We start from the raw sequence: 21,643 nt of genomic DNA on the forward strand, positions 1-21,643 counted from the left end.
CCCTTGGACATCGCGCTGGTCCTCCTGCTCCTCGCCGCCGCGGGCCTTGTCGTCCGCTACTGCACACGGCAACACCGCTGAAACAGTGACGCCCCCAGCTCCAGATCGGGACGTGGACGCGCACCGGTCGTGGCGAGGGGTCCTGCCGCGATGTGGCGGAGCGGTGGCTCCGCCACATCGAAAAAGAGGCAGGAGTGCCCGGCTCCTGCGTCGCCGGCCGAGGACAGATCGGCGGGATGCCGCTCGATGAACCGACACCACGGACGCGCACTTTTCGGCGAGTACCTGCCGGCGGAAGAACGGAGACGGCGAGGGGGTCACACGGCTCGGCGCCGGCGCACTACTGTTCGATGGCGGCGGCGACAAGAAACCCACCCGTACCTCGCCCCTGAACGCCCTCGACGCCGCTCCACCCACACCCACGCCGGCGCCGAGCCCCACGCCAAGTGGTGGCACGCTCCCGTCGATCTTCCGGTGGAGTTTCAGCGACGTCCTGATCTCGCCGAAGCCGGACTCCAGGCACAACGACGTGCGGCCTTCCGGCAGTTCACTGGCCAAAATTTGCCACAAATGCGACATATATCCACATATGATTAATACGTTCCGGGTCCGCGAGATCTCCTGCCAGCCCACCGGGGCGATCGTCAAACATGTATGTGGACAAACACACCCTGGACATACGGGGACTCTCGAAGCGTTCGGCAGCTGAACGGCTGCGAGCGCTTGAAACCATGGATGACGGCCTGACGGCGACCGAGGCGCTGCGGGTCGCGCTCCACCATGCGGTCACCGAACTCGGCGGGCTGGGCGGTATGGCACACCTGGCCGACCCCTCCGGCGACCGCGCACTCCGCCTGGTGGTCACCACCGGCCTGCCCCGGACCTTCACCCAGGCGTGGGAGGACATCAAGCGGGACGAGCCCGGCGCACCCGCCCGCGCGGCCCGCGGCGGCGCTTTCGCGTGGTCCTCTCTGTCCTCTCCGGAGTCGGCCGCGTACCCGGCGCCCGGCTCCGAGCCACGGTTCCGGACCTGTCCCAGCGTCGCCGGAATGGCGGCCGTCCCGCTGCCCGGCCCTGACGGCCCGCTCGGCACGCTCTCCGTCCTGACCACCGCCCCCGGCGAGCCTTCATCGGACCAACAGGTATTCCTCCAGATGGCAGCCCGCTGGGCGGCGAACCGCCTGCGCGGGGCCTCCCAGCCACCGTCCGCCGCCGCCCGCGGTGTGAGCCCCACGCTCTCGGGCGCCCAACTCCAGCAGGCGCTCAATACGGTCATGGTCGGCACGTGGGACTGGGACATCCGCACGGGCGACCTCACCTGGAGCGACGCGCTCTGCGCGATCTTCGGCGTCCACCCGGACACCTTCGACGGGCAGATCGAGACCTGGACCGGGATGATCCACCCCGAGGACCTGCCATGGGTGCTGGCCGCGCTGGACGAGGCCATCCGCTCCAAGAGCATGTTCAGCGCCGAGCACCGCATCTGCCACGCCGACGGGAAGATCCGCTGGGTGCAGGTGCGGAGCCGGTTACTGCTCGACGAGAGCGGCGAGCCGGCCTACATGATCGGCACGTTGTGGGACACCACGGAAGCCCGTTTCGCCCTCGACCGTGTTGGCCGGGCCCTCTGGCACATGAGCGACGGCTTCATCGCCATGAACGACGACGGAAAGATCACCTTCCTCAACCTGGAAGCCGAACGGCTCATCGGCTCCGGGCAGAAGTCGCTCGGGCGCGTCCTGTGGGAGTTGCCCACGGTCACGACACCCGATCTGGAGAGCCGCTGCCGGCAGGCCACCGACGAGGGGTTGTCGGCCGAATTCGACGTCCGGTGGCCCGCCAACGATCGCTGTTACCACGTGCGGCTGGTTCCGGTGCCCGAGGGCATGACGATGTTCATCAGCGATGTCACCGAGAAGCGGGCACGGGAGGCCGAGCAGGCCGCCGCCGCGCGTGCGGCGGCGGAACGCGCCGCCCGCATCGGCGAGCTGACCAGCGCGCTCGCCTCCGCACTGACCCTGCGCGACGTCATGAACGTCACCGCCGCCCGACTGTCGTCGCTGTTCATCGCGACCGGTCTGATCGTCTACAGGATCGAGAACAATCGCCTTCGATCCATCGGCTCGGTGGGATACTCCCAGGCGTGCATCGACTCGGTGCAGTCGAAAGACCCGGCGACCATCCCTCCCATCGTCGAGGCGCTCGAAAGCCGTGCCCCGGTCTTCATCTGCTCGCCGGAGGAGTACCTCCGCGTGTTCCCGGACATGGCCGAACTCCTCGCCGTGAGCGGGAAGCGGGCATGGGCCTTCCTTCCCCTGCTCGCCCCCGACCACCGGGTCGGGTGCTGCGTCCTGGGCTTCAGCCAGCCGCGCCGTTTCACCGAAGAAGAGGCCACCCTGCTCAACGCGGTCGGCAGCCTGATGGCCCATGCCCTGGAACGTGCCAGGCTGTACGAGGCGGAGCATGCTCACGCCCAGGAACTGCAGCGTGAGCTGCTTCCCCACGAGCTTCCCTCGCTGCCCGCCGTCACCGCCGCTGCCCGCTACATGCCCGCCGGCAAGGAGATGGAGGTCGGCGGCGACTGGTACGACATCATCCCGCTCTCCTCCGACAGGGTGGCGCTCGTCATCGGCGACGTGATGGGCCACGGCGTGCCCGAGGCCGTGACCATGGGACGCCTGCGCACCGCCGTGCACACCCTCGCCGCCATCGAACTTCCGCCCGAGGAAATCCTCTACATCCTCAACGACCTCGTCAGCGGCCTGGGGGACGACTCGTACGCCACCTGCCTGTACGCCCTCTACGACCCCAGCACCCGCATCTGCACCCTCGCCGGCGCCGGGCACCCGTCCCCCGCCATCGTCCACCCGGACGGCACCACCTTCTTCCCGGACATCCCGACCAACCCACCGCTCGGCGCCGCCGAACCCCCCTTCGAGACCCTCGACGTACGACTGCCCGACGATGCCCTCCTCGTGCTGTACACCGATGGCCTGGTCGAGTCCCCCACCTGTGACCTGGACAGCGGCATGGCCCAGCTCGCCACGAGCCTCACAACCTCCTGGAAGCGGATCACCTGCTACGCCTGTGACGCGGAGTTGGAGCTCTTGTGCGACTCCGTCACCGGCGCCCTGCTCCCTGCCGACCTGCAGACCGCCGACGACGCCGCCCTGCTCATCACGCGCGTCAAATCGTTCGACCGCCGCGACATGAGCTCGTGGTGCCTGCCCGAGGACCCCAGAGCCGCCGGCGTGGCACGGCAGCACGTCCGCGAGCAGCTGGCGACCTGGGGCCTGGACGACCTGGCGATGACCACCGAACTCCTGGCCAGCGAGCTGATCGGGAACGTGGTCCGCCACGCGAAGGGGCCGATCGTGTTCCGCCTGCTGCGGAGCCGATCGCTCATCTGCGAGGTCTACGACAGAAGCCTCACCACTCCCCGCATCCGCCGCGCGTCCGAGACCGACGAGGGGGGACGCGGACTCCAGCTGGTCGCGGCACTGTCGCAGCGCTGGGGCACGCGCTACACCGCCGAGGGTAAATGCATCTGGACCGAGCAGCCGCTGCCCGCAGGGGCTCCCACCTCCGCTTCCACGATGTCGGCCGTGGGATCGATGACCACGCTCGGGTAGTCCCTCAACGTAAGAGCGGATCATCGAGTGGCGTGGGGACCGGGAGGGCCGGGGCTGTGTGACCGCTCATCCGGATGCTCCACCTGGACAGGTCGGATTCTTCGATCGCGGCGAGTGGCGACGAACGTGCCCGGCGGCCGGAGCTACTCCAACGCCACCCAGTCGATGTTGGCGACGCCCGCACCGCCGGTCGCGACCAGGAACACATCGTGCACACCGCTGTTGCCCGCGATGGCGATGCTCTGGGTCGCGAACCGCGTCCATCCACCGGTCGAGGTCGTCGTGACCGTGCCGATCGCCGGACCGGTCGCGCTGTCGATCCGGACCTCGAAGGTCTGGCCCGCGTAGGCGGGATCGACACCCAGCGAGGCGGAGAACGATGTGCGCCCCATTCCGAAGTCGACCGAACGGAAGGACAGGCTGTCGCCGCCGTCGAAGCTCCCGACGGACGTCCCGGTCCCGCCCGCGATCACGCTCGTGCCGGAACCTGCGTCCGCCTGCTCCGCCTCCAGCTTCGCCGTGGTGCGCGTGAAGGCGATCGTGTCGATGTCGCCGACACCCGGCCCGGTGCCGAGGGCGATGAGGTACACGTCATGGGTGCCGCTGGTCGGGGTGATCGGCGTGTACTGGGGCACGAAGCGGTCGAAGCCGCCGGTCGCCGAGACCGTCGTGGTGCCGATGACGGGGCCGGTGGCCGAGTCGATGCGGATCTCGAAGCGCTGGTTGGCGTACTGCGTCTCGGTCGCGAGGGTCGCCGCGAACATGGTGCGCCCGTTACCGAAGGCGACGTTCGCGTAGCGCAGCCAGTCGCCGCCGTCGAAACTGCCGACGACCGTGCCGGTCCCGCCGGAGCGGGTGTTCGTGCCGGAGCCCGATACGGCTGACTCCGCCTGGATGGCCGCGCCGATGGAGCGCGCCCCGCCGACCCACTTCGTCGCGCCGTACTGGTAGGCGCCGATCGTGGGGGTCGCGTCGGTCGAGTTGTCCGTCCAGGGCGGCAGCACCGCGCCGGCGTTGCGGGCCGGGGAGCCGGAGCCGACCGTGAAGTCGAGCCCGGTGGCGTTCGTGAACTGCGGGTCGGTCGAGTTCGGCAGGTTGTTGCTCACCGTGACCCCTGTCGCGGTGTCGACCGTGCCGATGTTGTTCTTCACCTCGGAGGTGGAGTAGGTGCCGCCGAACAGGCTGACCGCCTTGGGGTCGGTGCCGCTCGTGTTGCCGTAGATCTTGTTACCCGAGGTCGTGCCCCCGTTCGGGTTGATCAGCACGACGCCGTAGGTGGTGCGATTCCAGGCGACGTTGTCGGCGACCGTGGCGTTGTGGGTCTCGAGGTCGAGGTACACGCCGGGCGCCGGCCCGTCCTCGGCCACGCCCGGGGCCGCGTCGTGCAGCAGGTTGTGGTCGATGATCGTGTTCGCCATATTCACCCGGCAGCACACGTAGATCGCGCCGACGTCGTTGACGAGCTTGCCGTAGTCGCCGAAATCGTTGTACCGGATCAGATGGCCCGACGCGGTGGTGCCGGAGACCTTGTTGTCGATGTTGAGGTTGCTGCGCCCGCTGCCCCATGCCGTGTTGTGACTGATGAGGTGGTCACTGCCGAGCACATTGATACTCGCCGCGTAGCTGCCCATGTAGTTGGCGTTCGTGATGCGGTTGTTGGTCACCGTGTTGCCGGTGCCCGCCACCATCACGCCGTTGCCGGCGCTCCAGTCGATCGTGCTGTTGCGCAGCACGTTGGCCGTGCCGCGCAGCTGGATGCCGCTCGTGGTCTCGCCGGCGGTGAGAACGTCGCAGGGGTCGCTGGGCGTGACCTTGTTCGGGTCGACGGTGAGGTCGCTGTAGGCCGAGACGTGGCGAGCGGTGATCCCGTCGAGCACCACGTGGTGGGTCGACGATGAGGTCCGGATGGTGGCGCCCTTGATGCCGATCCCGAGCACGGTCGTGTACGAGCGACCGGAGAGGTCGAAGGCGAGATCGCGCTTCTTGAGCTCGACGGTGTGACTCGAGGGGGCGGCCCCGTCCGGGGTCCAGAGGTAAAGGTGGCCGTCGGCCGAGCGGTGGTGCCACTCGCCCGCCTTGCCGAGCAGGGCGAGCTTGCCGCTCAGCGAGTAGAGGTTCTTCCGGTTGGGGCTGAGACCCACGCATGCCGGCAGGCTGCTCGCGGTCACCGAACCGACCGCCGAGCCGGTCACGGTGCCGGTCTCGCTGACGAACCAGTTGTGCGACGTGAGGCGGGCGCCGACCCACCAGCCGGCCGGCTGGGTGAGCGCCGGGTCGGAGAGCGAGGTCTGGGTGCCGGACTGCGCGGAGGCGAGCACCGGCTGGGCCGGGTTGTTGCCCGGGTGCGGCCACGCCGCCTCGGGCTGCATCGCACCGTCGACGAACACCTGCTGTCCGGAGAGGTCGCCGTTGACGGTGACGACGGCACGATGGATCCGACCAGCTCCGACCGCCGCGGCGAACTCCGACCCGTCGAGGGTGGGATCGTTCGCCTTGAGCGCGGTCAGCTGCGCCCCGGTGACCTGCGACCAGCCGGCCACCGGATCGCTGCCGTCGACGATGACCGCCGCGCCCGGCGCGGCGGTGTAGGTGATGCGGTTCGTCGCCGTGCCGTTGGCGGACGGCGTGACGGTCTCTCGATATGTCCCGGATGCGATCTCGCACGTATCGCCGGCGGTCATGACCGCGGCGCATCGCTGAAGGTTCCGGAACGGGGAGTTCGAGGTGCCCGGGTTGGAGTCGGAGCCGGAGGTGCTCACGTGGTAGGTGGCACCTCCCGTGGCTGCGGCTGGAGGCGCGCCTGCGAGGGTGCCGCCGAGCAATGCGGCGACGGCGATCGTGGCGAGTGCGGCGGTACGTGCCGCGATGATCCGACGGGCCATCGTTGGTCCAATCACTAATCGATAATCGAAAGGTAATGAGAGGCATCCCGCCGAGTCAATGGGGAAGCCGGCAACCGAGCCGAGACGGCTTCGGTCTCGATCACCGCGACAACGGCGACGGCCTCTATCGACTATCGCTAGCCTGGGCAGAACATCAGAGCGCAACGGAAGGCACCATGACCGACACCGGAATCAACCGGGGACTGCTTTCGGACCAGGTGTACGACCTGATCCTCGCCTCGATCCTCGACGGCTCGCGCGCGCCCGGATCCCGCGTCGTGGAATCCGAGATCGCCCGGCAGCTCAGCATCAGCCAGGCGCCCGTGCGCGAGGCGGTGAAGCGGCTGGTGCACGCGGGGCTCGTGGTCTCGGTGCCCCGCCACGGAAGCTATGTGACCGAGATCTCCCCCGAGGAGTTCGCGATCGCGCGACAGATGCGCGCCGCGCTCGAGGCGGCAGGCGCCCGCCTCGTGGTCACGACCGCGGATGCCGCCATCCTCACCCGGCTGCGCGCGATCGTCTCGCGAATGCAGGAAGCCGTCGCCGCCGGGGATTGGGCGGCCTTCCGCACACTCGATGTCGAGTTCCACCGCGGCGTGATCGCCGCCGCCGGCGTCTCGGTGCTCGCCAGGCTCTGGGACACCCTCGAGCCCATGCTCATCAGCCAGCGCGCGATCGGCGACCCCTCCTACCTCGGCGACCGGGCACGGGTCGTCCACTGGCACGCCGATCTCATCGACGCGCTCATGAGCGGCGATCCGGAGGTCGCCGCGAGCGCCTTCGCCGCGCACGCGTCCGGAAATCTCGACGCATCGGACCCGTCCTAGGGTTGCCGTCGAACGCGCGACCGATTACTGTGCGCCCATTGCCTATCGATAGGCGATTACGCAGATCAAGGAAGATTCATGCGACACAGCACACGCGGCGCCGCCGCGATCCTCATCGGCTCGGCAATGATCGCGGGATTGCTGACGGGATGCGCGACCGACAGCGCCGAGGAGGGCGGAGGCGAGCTCCGTATCCTCGCCAACATCACACCGGTCCTGACGAAGAAGTACTACGAGGACCTCGTCCAGCCCTGGGTCGCCAAGCACAAGGGGGTGACCGTCACCATCGAGGTGCCGAGCGGGGAGGACGTGCAGGCGACCCTCCAGCAGGAGCTCGCCTCGGGTGACGTGCCCGACATCGTCGCCAGCAACCTCGACCCCGTGGTGGCACCGCAGCTGCTCGCCTTCCCGAAGGAGCCGTGGGTGCTCGACACCCCGCTCGCCGAGCAGAACCAGGTCGACGGCAAGATCTGGCAGGTCGCCACCGGCGCGCAGATCCAGTCGCTCGTCTTCTACAACAAGAAGGCCTTCGCCGCCGCCGGCATCGACGCGCCCCCGACCAGCCTCGACGAGTTCACCAAGGACCTCAAGGCGCTCAAGGCGGCCGGCTACCTTCCGCTGCAGACGGCGGGCGAGTGGGTCACCGGAGCGCAGTTCGCGATGCTGGCGAACCCGCAGCTCCTCGCCTCCGATGATTTCTACGCCAAGCGCAGCGCCGGCTCCGCCACCTTCGCGAAAAGCGCGTACGAGAAGTACCTCGACGCCTACGCGGGCTGGATCGCCGGCGGCCTCGTCGACCCCGACGCGCTCGGCCTCAAGTACCAGGACTCGATCGACGGGTTCACCTCCGGCAAGGCCGCGACCTACGTGATCGGCAACTGGATCGTGCCCTCGATCGACGAGGCCGCCACCTCGTTCGAGGTGGGGGTCTTCGCGGCGCCGTCACTCGACGGCAACCCGGCCGGGCAGATGAGCGGGCCCGCGCAGCCGTACTCGATCCTGCAGGCCTCCAAGAACCGGGACCTCGCGCTGAGCCTGGTCGAGTACCTGGTCAGCGACAAGACGGCCGTCGCCGCGTCACTCGCCTCCGAGGGCAACTTCCGCCAGGGGATCTCCTACAAGGGCAGCCCCCTCAACCAGGAGGTCGCGGCGATCCTCGACGCCGCTCCCCGCCTCGTACTCGGCACGTCCGGCCCCAGGATTCCCGGCGGTTTCGGCGACGAGCTCAACAAGCAGGTCCAGGCCCTCTACGTCAAGACCACTCCGGCGGACGCGGCGGCCGCCCTGGACTCCTGGTGGGATCTGAATGCCGGGCAATGACACCCGGGCCGGAGCCGGCGGGGCGGCTCCGGCCACCCGCCGTCGCCGGGACGCCCGCCTCGAACTGCTCACCGACACCGTCATGATCGCGCCGGCGCTCGCGCTGGTCGCGTTGTTCGTCCTCATCCCGATCGCGATCGCGATCTACCTCAGCCTCACGAACTGGGACGGCTTCACCATCCCGCCGTCGTGGGTCGGAACCCGCAACTACGAGCGGCTCGTGCAGGACCCCGAGGTACTGCGGGCCGCCGCCTTCACCGCGGTGATCGCCGTCGTGGGCACGATCGCCTGCAACACGCTGGGCGTCGGCGTCGCCGTGCTCCTCAACCGCCATACCCGCGTCAACACGGTCATGCGCGTGCTGGTCTTCTCACCGTATGTGATCGGGCCGGTCATCCTCGGTTTTCTCTGGGCGTCGATCCTCGGCAGCAACGGCGCGGTCAACGCGCTGCTCACCAGCCTCGGCCTCGAGCGCCTCCCCTTCCTCGCCGACCCCGTATGGGCCACTTTCACAACCGTCGCGGTGATCATATGGGCGACTTTCGGGGTCAACGTCGTGCTCTACCTCGCGGGCCTTCAGACTCTCAACGTCTCGCTCCTGGAGGCGGCCCGCATCGACGGGGCCGGCCCCTGGCAGACCTTCTGGCAGGTCAAGCTCCCCGTGCTCGCGCCGACCGTCACGCTCAATGTCGTGCTCTCCGCCATCGGCCTGCTGCGGGTCTACGAGCTCGTGCTCGCACTCACCGCGGGCGGGCCTGCCGGAACCACCCAGACGACCGTGTTCAACATCCTCACGACCTCCTTCAGCCGTTCGCAGCTCGGCTACGGCGCGGCGCAATCGGTCGTGCTCATGGTCGCGATCATCGCGGTGACGGTCGTCGTCACCCAGCTCCGCCGCCAGAGTGAACAGGCGGTGTCCGCGTGATCGTCATCCGGCTGCTCCGGGGCGTCGTGCTCATCGTTCTCGCCGCCGTGATGGTCGTCCCGCTCTATCTGCTCGTGACCAACGCGTTCAAGAGCCAGGACGACATCGTCGGCTCGCCGTTCGACGTGCCCTCCGACGGGTTCACGATCGACAACATCGTGGCGGCCGCGACCTCCGCCGACTTCAACGTGATCGGCGCCTACGGCACGACCGCGCTGCTCGTCGCGTTGGTCAACGTGCTCTCGATCCTCGTCACCGGGCCGGCCGCCTACGCGATCGCCCGCGGGGTCCGGCGCGGCCACCGGCTGGTGCTGCTCGTGCTGCTGGCGGGCCTGTTCATCCCGAGCCAGGCGATCGTCATCCCCGTGATCTACGTGCTGAGGACCATCGGCCTCATGGGCACCGTTCCCGGTCTCGTCCTGTTCCAGACGGCGCTGACGATCCCCACGACGGTGTTCCTCTTCACCGCGTTCGTGAAGAGCATCCCGCGCGAGCTCGACGAGGCGGCCCGCATCGACGGCGCGAGCCGGATGGGCACGTTCTGGCGCATCATCTTCCCGCTCATGCGCCCGGCCGTCGCGACCGCCGTCGTGCTCAACTCGGTGGGTGTCTGGTCGGACTTCGTGAATCCGCGGATCATCCTGGGACCCGGGTCCGGCATCTACACGGTGACCACCGGCGTGTTCGCGGCGATCAGCAAGTACTCGACCGACTTCACGATCGTCTACTCGAACATGCTGCTCGCGGTCGCGCCCGTGATCGTGTTCTACGTCCTCCTGCAAAGACGCATCATCGGCGGTCTCACCTCGGGAGCGGTCAAAGGATGATCAGGATCTCCGCCACCGTCCCCGTCCGTGAGCTGCCCCGCTGGGCGGTCCTCGAGCGCGAGCTGCTCGCCCGCCTCGACCGTGCCTGGCGCGAGTTCGAGCGACGCTTCTGCGAGCCCGACGGCCGGCTGCGCTACCGGGGACGGATGTACGGTCGCGACGGTGTCGACGACTTCTACGAGCCGTTCTTCAACTGGCCCGTGCTGTATCGCCTCGGCGGATCCGCCGACGTTCTCGATGCGGCCAAGCATCACTGGGAGGGCGTGACCCGGCAACTCACCGAGTTCGGATTCGTGCGGGAGGAGTACGAACTCGGCTACGACTGGTTCCACCAGGGCGAGTCGCTGCCGTTCTTCCTCTCCATCTGCGCCGCGGATCCCGCCGACCCCGTGTTCCGCGCACGCGCGCGTCGCTTCGCCGAGCTCTACCTGCCCGGCGCCGGCAACTACGACCCGGTCACCCGCACGATCGTCGCCCCGCACACCGGCTCCGGCGGTCCGCGCTGGGGCGTCGGCGAGGACTGGGAGGAATACCGCGCCGACCAGGCGGGCATGGAGATCTACGGCCTCCCCCTGCTCGATGTCCCCGGCATCCGCGACTGGGACGACCTGGCAGACCCGGCCGCGGCCCGTGCGATGGGCCAGGCGATGCGGGAGCGGATGGGGCGCGGCGACACCGCCGTCAACCTCGCCGCGACAACCCTCGCGGTCAACGCCTGGCTCTACGACCACGACCAGCGCTTCGCCGACTGGGTGCTCGAGTACGTCGACGCCTGGCGCGAGCGCGCGGCCGCGAACGGCGGCGTGCTGCCCGACAACGTCGGCCCCGACGGGGTCGTCGGCGAACTGCACGGCGGCGCCTGGTACGGCGGCCACTACGGCTGGACCTGGCCTCACGGCCTGCACTCGATCGCGCCCACCGCCACGGTCGCCGCGCTCAACACCGTGGTGCTCACCGGCACGCTCGACCGGATCGGCCTCGTCGGCGCCACCCTCGACGCCGTGATGGCGGAGGGCGTGGTCGCCGACCGCATCGCGACCCGCGGCAGCCTCGGCCCCGGCTGGGCCGAGCGGCTCGGCGCCGACGAGAGCACCCGCGAGCTGCTCGTGCCCTACCGGCACGGCCCGGAGGGCTGGTTCGACCGGCACCCGGTGCCACTCGCGCCCGTGCTCTGGCTCGCGTGGGCGCAGGGCGACGTCGCGCACGATCCGCGCCTCGAGCGGCTGCGGGCCGCCTCCGACTCTGACTGGGAGGCGGTGCGCTGGTTCCACGACAAGGAGGAGCAGGGCCACGAGGCGCCGTGGATCGGCTACCTCGCCGGACGCAATCCGGATTACCCGGAACGCGCGCTCGAGCTGGCCCTCGCCCAGACCCTCCGGCGGATGTCCCTGATCGCACAGGCACCGGACGAACCGGAGGACGGGGACATCCACTTCTGGCAGCGGCTCAACCCCGTCGTGACGGAGGTGCTGAGCCAGCTCGTGACGGGCGCGCCACCGGCCATCTACTACGGCGGCCTCGCGCTCGCCCGTGTCGTGATCGGCGACGGGACGCGCGAACGCCCCGGCCTGCCGCCCGGCGTCGCGGCGCTCGTCAGCGCGGTCGAGGAGCACCGCGTCGCGCTCGAGCTCGTCAACACCGGCGACGAGGATCAGCTCGTCGTCGTGCAGGCCGGCGCCTTCGGTGAGGACGAGATCGTCACCGCCGGCCACGACACCGCCGAGCCCGGCTACCCGGGCGACGACCGCCGGTACGACATCCCGCCCGCCCCGGCCACGCGCCACCGCGTCGCGGTCGGTGCCTCGCGGATCGAGGTGCTCCTGCCCGCGCGCACGCGGATCGCCCTCGACCTCGAGACCACCCGGCGCGTCCACCGCGCCTCCCACCAGGACTTCGTCCGCACCGCTCAGGAGAAGAACGCATGAACACCACTCGCGAGTCGCCGTCGGCCGTCTGGCCTCTGCCGGTACGCGGCGGGGCCTTCGACCGGGCCGACCCCGGCATCCTCCGCCGGATGAAGGCGGTGAGCGCCGCCACGGCGTGCGCCAAGCTCAACGGCATGGGGATCACCCGCACCGCCGTTCAGGGTCCCGCCCCGCTCGAGCGCGGCAGTCGCGTGGTCGGCTCGGCGCTGACGCTGCAGTTCATGCCGCAGCGCGAGGACGTCGCGAGCGGCCTGAGCCAGGAGTACGTCGAGCGCCACACCGCCCTCTGGGCCGTTCTCGAGACCGTGCAGGAGGGCGACGTGCTCGTCGTGCAGGCCTACGGGAGCTCGTTCACCGGCTGCTTCGGCGACATGCTCGTGCGCTACTTCAAGCGTCGCGGCGGTGCCGGCATCGTCGTCGACGGGCGCATCCGCGACGCCGCGCGCGTGCGCGAGCTCGGGGTGCCGATCTGGTGCACCGGCACGACGCCGCACTACGCCTCGCAGACCGACCTGTTCCCCTGGGCCTACGACGTGCCGGTCGCCGCCGGCGGCGTGCTCTGCCTGCCCGGCGACGTCGTGGTCGCCGACGACGACGGCGCGGTGATCGTGCCCTCGGGCAAGGCGCTCGAGCTCGTGCGGTCGGCTGAGGACCACGAGAACTGGGAGGAGTTCAGCCGGATGCGGCTCGAGCAGGGCGCGCGGCTGTCCGACTACTACCCGCTCAGCCTCGACAGCCGCGCCGAATACGAGGCGTGGCGCGACGCCGGCCGCCGGCCGCTCGTCTGAGCCCGGTGAACATCGTCGACGCCCACGTCCACGTCTGGGGCGCGGAGCTGCTCGGCGCCGGCTGGCTCGCCGAGCCGGCGTCAGGGGCGATCCGCCGGATATTCACGCTCGACGACCTCGCCCCCGAGCTCGCGACGACGGGCGTCGCCCGCGTGGTGCTGGTCGCGGCCGAGGAGAGCGACGCGGGATCCGAGCGGCTGCTGGCGAGCGCCGCCCACGACCCGCGGGTCCTGGGCGTGGTCGCCTGGGTGGAGCTCGCCCGCCCGGACGCGGCGGAACGGCTCGCCGCCCTGCGCGCCGCGCCCGGCGGCACCCTGCTGCGCGGGGTGCGGCAGTCGCTCACCGCCGCCCCGGCCGGCTGGTGGACCGACCCGGCGACGGTGGCGGGGCTCATCGCCCTGGAGAGAGAGGGGCTGCTGCTCGAGCTGCTCATCTCGGCCGCGCAGCTGCCCGAGGCCGCCGCGCTCGCCGCCCGCCGTCCGGGGCTGGCCGTCGTGATCGACCACCTGGCGAACGCGCACGAGCCGGGTGCCGACCCACGGTCCTGGCGCACCGCGCTCGACGAGCTCGCCCGGGCCCCGCGCGCGGTCGCCAAGGTCTCAGGGCTCGGTGACGACGAGAGAAGGGCCGTGACGCTGCTCGCCGCCGCCCGGGCCGCGCTCGGAGCCGACCGGCTCCTGTGGGGCTCCGACTGGCCGGTTCTGCTGCTGCGCGACGACTACGCGGGCGAACGCGCCCGCGTCGAACGGCTGCTCGCGGGCTGGCCCCCCTCCGAGCGCGCCGCGGTGCTCGGCGGCACCGCCGCCCGGGTCTACGGGGGCGCGCGATGAAGCGACCGCTCTCGACCGATCGAGCGCCGTTGAACCACGCCGGGGTGCATCAGAGCGCGGGCCGCCCGAGCCGCCGCCTCACGACGTGGACCTCGGCGACAGGTCCCTCAGTCCGGGTTGAGGTGCCGCCAGCCCGCGGCCAGCGAGCCGCCGATGGCGTCGATCACCTGCGGATCGGTCCAGTAGAAGGGGTGGACCAGCGGCGTGGCGAACACCGGCCACGGCCCCCGCACCGCCACCGGCCGGTCCATGGTGACCTGCCGCGCGTAGTCGGGGCCGAGCGGCCGCAGCGGATAGGCGATCACGTCGTCGCGATCGCAGAAGTTGACCCACTCGCTCCTCAGCCGCGAGCCGCGGCCGGCGATCTCGACGCCGGGGAAGTCGATGGGCCGGTCCAGGCTCGCGTCCGGGTTGCGCAGGCTCCAGAGGGCGAGCGGGCTGCCCATCGTGTACAGCCAGGCCAGGGTCTCGCCCCGGGCTAGCGGCGAGGTGCCCATGACGGCGCGTACCGCGTCGGGGACGAGCTCGCGCCCGCGCAGGGCCTCCTGCTGGTCGTAGACGTAGTCGCTGACCAGCACGGAACCGAAGGAGTGCGCGAGCACGCACAGCGGCGCCCTGTCGCCCGCCTTGTCGGCGAGCACCGCCAGCGCCTGCGCGAGTACATGGTGCGCGGCGACGTAGTTCTCCTCGTTGAGCTTCCGGTCGTAGGCGATGATGTCGCCGACGAAGTGCAGCATCAGCCAGCGCGCCGTCGGGTAGTGCAGCGTGCGCAGCTCGGGCCTGGTCCGCCGCATCAGGGACGCGAGCAACCGCGCCATCGACGCCGCCGATCCCGCGTTGACGCTCTTGACGACGCCTTCGAGGTGGTCGTCGAAGAACGTGCCGGCGTCGTCCCCGTACATCTTGGCGAACAGCTCGCGCTGCCGGCCCTCGATGTGCGGCGCCCAGTAGACGGGCTCGATGACCAGCGCGTTGTCGGCGTCGAGCGGGCTCAGGCCGAGTTCGGCGGCGAAGCTGCGGCGCAGCAGCCTGGCCGGTTCCGCGGCGAAGGCGGGGTCGGCGATCTCGACGCCGTGCACGATCGCGACGGCGATGCGGTTCACGACGGCCGCCCTTCCTCCGCGGGCCCGCTGCTCATGGAGGGCACCGTGGTCGTGCGGGCGCGGCGGCGGTTCCGGGGCGGGCGGTTCTCCAGCAGCCGGGTGCACATGCGGTCGGCCAGCGCCGCGATGGTGAGCGACGGGTTCGGGCCCACCGGTCCCGGCATGGCCGCGCCGTCGGCGACGTACAGGCCGGGCAGGTCGAACACGGCGTTGTACGGGTCGCACACGCCCTCGATCCTGTTGTGGCCGATGGCGGCGCCACCCAGCGGATGCACGGTGATGATCTTCCGGAAGAACCAGAGCGGGTTGTCCACGTACCGGGCGTCCAGCACGTCCGCGATGTCGCGCATGGTGCGCCGGACCCGGGCGAAATACTCCGTGCTCGTCTCGGTCGTCCAGTTCACCTGCAGGCGCTCGCCGCGCAGCCGCATCACGCCGTCCGGCACGTCGCGGCCGATGCCGAGCAGGGGCAGCGAGCCCGCCGACAGCGTGCCGTCCCCGATCAGGCGCGCGATCTCGCCGCTCAGGCTGGTGTCCGGGGTACCGAACAGCCGGGCCATCAGCGCCCGCACCGCGAACTCGCTCGCCCGGAACACCGTGCGCGTCACGTCCGCGCTCTCGGCCAGCCAGTCGACGAACCCCGGGTAACCGCCGTCTTGCACGTAGAAGCCCCGCCCCATGACGTCGGGGCGGTCCAGCCGGTCGGGGACGAGCATCGAGCTGGTGATCACCGGCCCGCGGCTGGCCTCCATCGCGCGGACGGAACCTTTCCTCGGGAGCAGGAAGGTGAGCAGGTCGCCGTTGCCGGAGTAGCGCCTGCCGAGCACGGGCAGGTTGAGTCCCGGCAGGGTGCGGCGGTTGCGCAGCAGCAGGTACGTCGTCCCGTACGTGCCCGCGCCGAGAATCAGCAGGTCACAGGTGACCGTGCGGAGCGGCAGCGCGTGCGTGTCCGTGCGGCGGCCTTCGTTCGCCTCGTCGTGCTCGACGTAGGTGACCTCGTATCCGCCGCCGTCCCGTGCCCGCAGGCCGCGTACCTCGCAGCGGGTGCGGATGTCGGCGCCCGCCGCCTTCGCGGCCGACAGGTACGTGTGGTCGAGCGTGTTCTTCGCCCCGTCGTTGCAGCCGATGTCGCACTCCCCGATCAACCGGCAGGTACGGCGGGGCAGCCCGTGCAGGTTGCCGTACCCCGCCTCCTTGATCGGCAGCCCCAGGCCGGGCGGCTCATCGGGCCCCGCCGAGAAGCTGACCGCGAGCGGCGGTAGCTCCCATTCCAGCCCCAGGTCCTTGGCCGCCCGCCGCATCGCCAGGGTCTTGCGCGTGTCGGCGTACGCGGGGGCGTGCAGCGGATAGCGGGTGGCGCCCAGCATGCGTTCCACGGCCTCGTAGTGGGGCTCCAGGTCGTTCCTGGTGACCGGCCACGTCTCGTACCCGCCGCCGGGCAGCGGCTCGTGCCTCACGAACCACCGTTCCTCCTTCCTGAGCAGCACGTTCGCGTAGATCAGCGAGCCACCGCCCAGCCCGCTGCTCACCACGGAGTCGAACCCGTTGAACGTCCAGACGTCGAACAGGCCGTGCAGCCCCTCGCTCGGATCCCAGAAGTTCCTGCTCATCTCCTGTGGTGTGCGGGCGAAGCTCCCGGGCGGGTACGCGCGGCCGCGCTCCAGCACGACCACTCGCAGGCCGGCCTCCGCCAGCCTGTAGGCGGACACGGATCCGCCGAATCCGGAGCCGACCACCACGGCGTCGACGTGCTCAGCGGACGGTGTCGAAGGCTCGGCGCTCATCGCCCCTCCTTCAGGACGAAGGCACGCGACCGCCGCAGGTAGCTGTCGCGCAGGCCGCGCGCGAACAACAGCCCGAACGTCCCCAGCACGCGGGCCGCCTCGACCGGCGAGGCCACGTTCGTGGCGCGCGTCGACAGCAGCAGCGCCACCAGGTCGGCGCCCCCCAGCCGCAGCACCCCGGCCCCTGCCACCTCGCCATCGGCGTCGGGTCCCCGGTGCAGCCGCACGTCGAGCGTCGTCGTGTCATGCCACAGGTCCAGGCCCAGGTCGTCGCGTACGTTCTTGCGCCCGGCCAGGTAGTACGCCTGCCCGCCGTACGAGAACGGCGCCTCGTACATCAGCAGCGTGAGGCCGGACCGCCCGGACGGCGCGAAGAGCCGGAACACCCCGTCGTGGAACGGGACGCGGTGTTCGACGCCCGGCAGTTCGACCTCCCCGCGCAGGGTCCCGTGGTGGAGCGGGTCGGCGACGAAGGCGTCGATGTCGGCGATCGTGACGGTGGCGCGCAAGGTGAGCCGCCACCGGGTGCGGCGGCCCACGTGGGCGCCCACGCGCGGATCCGTATAACCCATGGCGAAATATCCCGACATCTTCTCGTGGAAGGTCAGCCCGGCGCCCGCGTCAACCGGCTCGGGCACACTGCGCTCGGGCAGCACCGGCACCCGCCTGGTGGCCGCGGTCGTCGCCCCTGCCCGTCGCGTCACCGCCGACCGGCCGCCCGCCGCGGCCGTCGTCGGCCGGATGCCGTCCGTGGCGACCGTCGCCGCCGCCCGGCTCGCGGGCTTCCGCCGCGTCGGCGCGGGGACCGCCGCGCCACTCGGGTCCTCGTCGCGCCGGTGTGCTCTGGCGGCCATGGACGATCATCCCTTCCGTGGCTTGCCGGGGACCGGCTCGCCGGCGTGCTCGGCGTACCGGGCGTTCGGGTCCAGCAGTCGCCGCCGTTCCGGATCGCTGCCGGTGCGTGAGTGCATGTACCGGAAGCCGCCGTGGTCGATGACGATGTCGTCGACCAGTTCCACCAGGCGTTCGAGGATCTTCTCGGTCATCTGCTCGAGGTTGACACCGAAGTAGAGCATCAGCTCGCAGTGCCGCTTGGTCTCGTCCCCTCCCGACAGGTACGCCGAGCGGATCGCCTTCACGTACACGGAGATGAACGTGATCCCCCCGCTGGCGCGCCGCTCCTCGACGGCGGCCTCGTACAACTGCCTGAACAGCGACTCGTAGCGCTCGGCCGGGGCCAGGACGACGAGCATGCGGGTCGGGTCGCCGACGGTGGAGTCGAGCACCTGGTCGGTGAAGCACTCGATGTTCTTGCCGCTGGCGTAGGCGGGGCTGAGCATTATCGCCGCCATGCCGAGGTACTTGACGATCTCGTCCACCGCCGGGGGAAGGCGGCCCGCCCAGTAACCGAGGAACTGCTGGTAGCCGTAGGCGACGTTGTTGAGGAGTGATTTGAGCGGGCTCTGCGGGGTCTCGCGATAGGAGGAGAACTGGCCGAGCCGCAGCGTCCCGACCGGGGTCGGGAAGTCGGCCCAGACTCCGCGCTCCATCAGCGCGTCGCCGGGGTCGCGGATCAGCTCGCCGGAGCGGCGGATGTAGTCGTCGAGGTTCGTGGTGAGCAGCCGGTCGTTCTTCAGCACGGTCCGGTGCTTGTCGACGCGGACGATCGCGACCGTGAGCCAGGTGATCATGCCGTGCCTGCCGGTGCCCGCCAGAACGCGGTGGAAGCGGTCCGGGTCGCGCTCGCGGCCGCAGATGTGCACCTCGCCGTCCCAGTCGACGTACTCCAGCTCGGTGACGGTGTCGACGAACAGCCCGTACCGGTGGGACGCGGGGCTGATGCCGCCGACGGAGGCGAAGCCGCCGGCCGTGATGTGGTCGTGGTCACCGATGATCGACAGTCCCCAGCCGCGCCGCGCGAGGTGCGCGTCCACGTCGGCCAGGACGGCGCCGCCCTGCATGGTGCAGGACGCCTGGCGCTCGTCCACGCTGATGATCTCGTTCATCCGGTCGGTCAGCAGGACCGTGGCGCCCTCGCCGGTGACGAGGTTGTTGCTGGAGTGGCCGTGGCCGCGGACGATCAGCCGCTCGCCGCGGTCACGGGCCTCGCGCACGGCCCTGACGACGTCGTCGGTGTCGCGCGGCAGGTAGACCCTGAACGGCCAGCGCGGCGGGACGCCCGGGTCGGCGACGCGCTCCCAGTCGTAGGCGAGACTGAGCAGCGTGCCGTGCGGGAAGGCCTCGTGGCTGGTGGGCCGGTAGGTCTTGGACACGGTCACGCCCCCTGACGCTTGAGAAAGTCGGTCATCACCGGGAAGACGTCCTGATGGCAGTTCTTGCCCATGAAGACGTCCTGGTGGCCGTAGCCGGGGAAGACGACGAGCTCGTGACGGCCCGGGACGACGGCGTCGAGCCGATCGTGGCAGACGACGTTGGAGTCGGCGAAGACGCGGTTGCGGTCTCCCGTGGTCAGCAGCACGGGGGTGGTGATCTCGGCGGCGTTCGCCAGGTAGTCGTCCGGCAGGGCGCCGTGCCGAGGGTCCCGCGGGTCGTACTTCACCGCGCGGCCTGCCCGGACCATCTTGAGCACGTGCCGGTAATAGTGGAAGCCGGTGGCGCCGTACAGGTCGCCGCTGCGGGCGTGGGTGATCGCGTGCAGCTTGTCGTGGCTGTAGAGGGCGGGCCAGCCGGTGCCCCACATGAGGCTCAGCATGTGACAGGAGGACTCATCGCATTCCGGGTGGAACAGGTCCACCGCCTTCGAGAACAGCCACCCGCGGGTGAGCGCCGGCTCCTCGTCCCACCTGGGGTCCAGGTAGGGGAAGCCGAGGACGTACTCCATGAACGTCGGCGCCACGGTCAGCTTGAGCCGCGACCAGGCGGGCACCCTCGGGGTGAGCGCGGCACTGTTGGCGATGACGCCGGCGATGCCGTCCACCGCCCCGCCGAACAGGCTCATCATGAACGACACCGAGCCCAGGCAGTGCGCGATGACGTGCACCCGCCGGTCCCCCACCTCCGCGCGCAGTGCGCGCAGCGCGGCCGGGTAGTCGAACAGCGCGATGTCGTCCATGGTGAAGCGGTGCATCGAGCGGTTGTACGGGTGCCGGTTGCTCATCCGGTAGTCCAGCGTCCACACGTCCGGGTAGCCGTTGTCCAGGAGGTGGCGGACGAGGTTGGGGTGCTCGGGCATGATGAACATGTCGCTGGAGGTCGTCAACCCGTGGATCACGAGGACGACGTCGTCGGCCGGTTCCCTGAGGAACCTGAGCATGCTCAGCCCCAGGCCGTCCTGGGTGGTGAACGGATGCGTGCTCGTCCGCGCGTCGGGGACGCCGTCGAGGGTGAACATGGGGATGCGGCGCGTCATGGCGATTTCTCCGCGATCGGACATCTCAGCCTCGCCTTGGCTTTGGTGATCGGCTCCCTGACGGCGCCAACGGCGACGGCCCCCCGCTGACCGGTTGCTCCAGGCTGATCGCGTCGAGAGGATCACTGATGGGCACCGTCGCCTCGAGTCGGCCGGTGTACGGCCCAGGAGAATCCGGCGCTTCGTGTTTCCCGGGGCGCGGAGGTGGCGGCCCCAGGACGAGATCGATCACTCCGTTCTCCGGCGGACCGATCACATCGATCTCGAAAACATCCTCATGTCGATCTCGATCGCCCGGCACCCGGCAGTGGACCGTGATCTCGTCGCGAAGGGCGAGAAGCGCACGAGAGACGAAGCGGGAACGCCGAGGAAGAAAAGCCGTGACCGACTCGGAGGAGCCCGATCGAGCCACCCCATGGCCCAGATCGACGACCTGCCGGGCATAGGCCGGCGGTTCCCCACCCGGGTCGGTGAGCACCTGTCGACCGTTGCTTTCGGTGAAAATCGGCCTGCCGTTGTACGCGTTGTCTTTCAAGATTTTGACGTGGCCACGAATTGACGCGTCGGTCAGACGAGGCTGTCGTGCGGCGCCACCGTATGCACCAGCTCCCACCAGGTCGAGGGACGCTCTCAGCCGATCCATCATAATGTACTCGAACTTTTCCTTACGCGGCATGGCTTCAGCTTCTCAGGGAAGCAAAGATGTTGGCGACAAAAACAGGAATATCTTCTCTCATTTCACGGGAAAATTATTTCTTCCTACGAAAAGTAAATCCTGCTCGCGAGCGGAGAAAAGCATGTGGAGCGTAACTTCTGCTTCACGTTTCAACAGAGGTTGTTTCGGGAGAAAACACAGGTCGCGGAGCCACCGGAGCCCTGGCTGTCGCAGATCCGACCCGTCATGGTGACCGACCCGCAGCGATCCTCTATAAGGTGTTCCGAGCCGGGCTTTTGACATTCGCCGGTTCTCGTCGTTTCGCGCCGCCTCTCATGCCCATGTGTCCCGTACTCCCACGGCTGGAGGGCCTCCACCGCCGGATCCGGCCGTGCGCGAAAATCGCTCGATCGTGAGACTGGGCGGTGGTTACGCTGGCGAGCGTCTCGCATCACCTGTCGCTGTCTTCGGTGCTCTTACGGAGCAGGGACGAAACAAAGACAGGAGACCGTTCCGTGGCGATCCCCAAGAAGGACTCAAGGCTGATCGGCGTCGACGGCACCGCCTATCGCTGGCGGATCCGCCACAAGCCCACGTACTCCCAGGGAAACAGCTGGGGACCACTGACCTATGCGGTGGAACCGGCCGAGGGGCGCGGGCGAGTGCTCCTGATGGAGCTCCCCTGCTCTCTCTCGCGAGGTCGCGTCCGAGATGCGGTGTAAAAGAGAACGAGCGTAGGTTGCCGTGCTGAACCGACCAAAGTTCGCACTACGCA

15 protein-coding genes are annotated in these 21,643 nt (G+C 69.8%); 8 read left to right on the plus strand and 7 right to left on the minus strand.

Going from position 1 to position 21,643, the window contains the following annotated elements; all coding sequences use genetic code 11:
* The first annotated feature begins 731 nt into the window (after positions 1–731).
* A complete protein-coding gene (locus tag ACSDR0_RS37015; protein ID WP_435293610.1) occupies positions 732–3,632 on the plus strand; it encodes a SpoIIE family protein phosphatase in 2,901 nt (966 codons plus the stop codon).
* Positions 3,633–3,775: 143 nt separating this feature from the next.
* Here ACSDR0_RS37015 and ACSDR0_RS37020 read toward each other — a convergent pair whose 3' ends face one another.
* On the minus strand, positions 3,776–6,514 hold the full coding sequence (locus ACSDR0_RS37020) for a carbohydrate-binding protein (RefSeq protein WP_435293611.1): 2,739 nt from the start codon (positions 6,512–6,514) through the stop codon (positions 3,776–3,778).
* Between the two features lie 35 nt (positions 6,515–6,549).
* Here ACSDR0_RS37020 and ACSDR0_RS37025 point away from each other — a divergent pair, with 35 nt between their 5' ends.
* From ACSDR0_RS37025 to ACSDR0_RS37055, 7 genes are all read left to right on the plus strand, one after another.
* A complete protein-coding gene (locus ACSDR0_RS37025) occupies positions 6,550–7,341 on the plus strand; it encodes a GntR family transcriptional regulator (protein WP_435293612.1) in 792 nt (263 codons plus the stop codon).
* A 78-nt stretch (positions 7,342–7,419) separates the two neighbouring features.
* Positions 7,420–8,661 carry an ABC transporter substrate-binding protein gene (locus ACSDR0_RS37030; RefSeq protein WP_435293613.1) on the plus strand — a complete coding sequence of 414 codons (1,242 nt, stop codon included), beginning with the start codon at positions 7,420–7,422 and terminating at the stop codon, positions 8,659–8,661.
* Positions 8,648–9,586 carry a carbohydrate ABC transporter permease gene (locus ACSDR0_RS37035; protein WP_435293614.1) on the plus strand — a complete coding sequence of 313 codons (939 nt, stop codon included), beginning with the start codon at positions 8,648–8,650 and terminating at the stop codon, positions 9,584–9,586. The genes ACSDR0_RS37030 and ACSDR0_RS37035 overlap by 14 nt, the downstream gene beginning before the upstream one ends.
* Entirely contained in the window at positions 9,583–10,413 is an 831-nt protein-coding gene (locus ACSDR0_RS37040; protein ID WP_435293615.1) for a carbohydrate ABC transporter permease, read from the plus strand. Before ACSDR0_RS37035 ends, ACSDR0_RS37040 begins: the two co-directional genes overlap by 4 nt.
* Positions 10,410–12,338 (plus strand): hypothetical protein, encoded by a 1,929-nt coding sequence (locus ACSDR0_RS37045; RefSeq protein ID WP_435293616.1) that lies wholly within the window; start codon positions 10,410–10,412, stop codon positions 12,336–12,338. Before ACSDR0_RS37040 ends, ACSDR0_RS37045 begins: the two co-directional genes overlap by 4 nt.
* On the plus strand, positions 12,335–13,126 hold the full coding sequence (locus ACSDR0_RS37050; RefSeq protein WP_435293617.1) for a hypothetical protein: 792 nt from the start codon (positions 12,335–12,337) through the stop codon (positions 13,124–13,126). Before ACSDR0_RS37045 ends, ACSDR0_RS37050 begins: the two co-directional genes overlap by 4 nt.
* A gap of 5 nt (positions 13,127–13,131) precedes the next feature.
* The gene (locus tag ACSDR0_RS37055) at positions 13,132–13,956 is read left to right on the plus strand and encodes an amidohydrolase family protein (protein WP_435293618.1); all 825 of its coding nucleotides are present in this window, start codon (positions 13,132–13,134) and stop codon (positions 13,954–13,956) included.
* Between the two features lie 107 nt (positions 13,957–14,063).
* On the opposite strand, the gene ACSDR0_RS37060 is transcribed toward ACSDR0_RS37055, so the two are convergent.
* The 6 genes from ACSDR0_RS37060 to ACSDR0_RS37085 are packed head-to-tail and all read right to left on the minus strand — an operon-like array spanning position 14,064 to position 20,889.
* Entirely contained in the window at positions 14,064–15,059 is a 996-nt protein-coding gene (locus ACSDR0_RS37060; RefSeq protein ID WP_435293619.1) for a hypothetical protein, read from the minus strand.
* The gene (locus ACSDR0_RS37065) at positions 15,056–16,843 is read right to left on the minus strand and encodes a GMC oxidoreductase (protein ID WP_435293620.1); all 1,788 of its coding nucleotides are present in this window, start codon (positions 16,841–16,843) and stop codon (positions 15,056–15,058) included. Before ACSDR0_RS37065 ends, ACSDR0_RS37060 begins: the two co-directional genes overlap by 4 nt.
* Positions 16,840–17,697 (minus strand): hypothetical protein, encoded by an 858-nt coding sequence (locus tag ACSDR0_RS37070; RefSeq protein ID WP_435293621.1) that lies wholly within the window; start codon positions 17,695–17,697, stop codon positions 16,840–16,842. The genes ACSDR0_RS37065 and ACSDR0_RS37070 overlap by 4 nt, the downstream gene beginning before the upstream one ends.
* A 6-nt stretch (positions 17,698–17,703) precedes the next feature.
* Positions 17,704–19,122, minus strand: a complete 1,419-nt coding sequence (locus ACSDR0_RS37075) for an FAD-binding oxidoreductase (RefSeq protein ID WP_435293622.1) — start codon at positions 19,120–19,122, stop codon at positions 17,704–17,706.
* A complete protein-coding gene (locus ACSDR0_RS37080) occupies positions 19,119–20,213 on the minus strand; it encodes an alpha/beta fold hydrolase (RefSeq protein ID WP_435293623.1) in 1,095 nt (364 codons plus the stop codon). Before ACSDR0_RS37080 ends, ACSDR0_RS37075 begins: the two co-directional genes overlap by 4 nt.
* A gap of 25 nt (positions 20,214–20,238) precedes the next feature.
* A complete protein-coding gene (locus ACSDR0_RS37085; protein ID WP_435293624.1) occupies positions 20,239–20,889 on the minus strand; it encodes a hypothetical protein in 651 nt (216 codons plus the stop codon).
* Positions 20,890–21,643: the final 754 nt, after the last annotated feature.

The organism is Streptosporangium sp. G11 (genome assembly GCF_051192615.1).
Lineage (GTDB): Bacteria > Actinomycetota > Actinomycetes > Streptosporangiales > Streptosporangiaceae > Streptosporangium.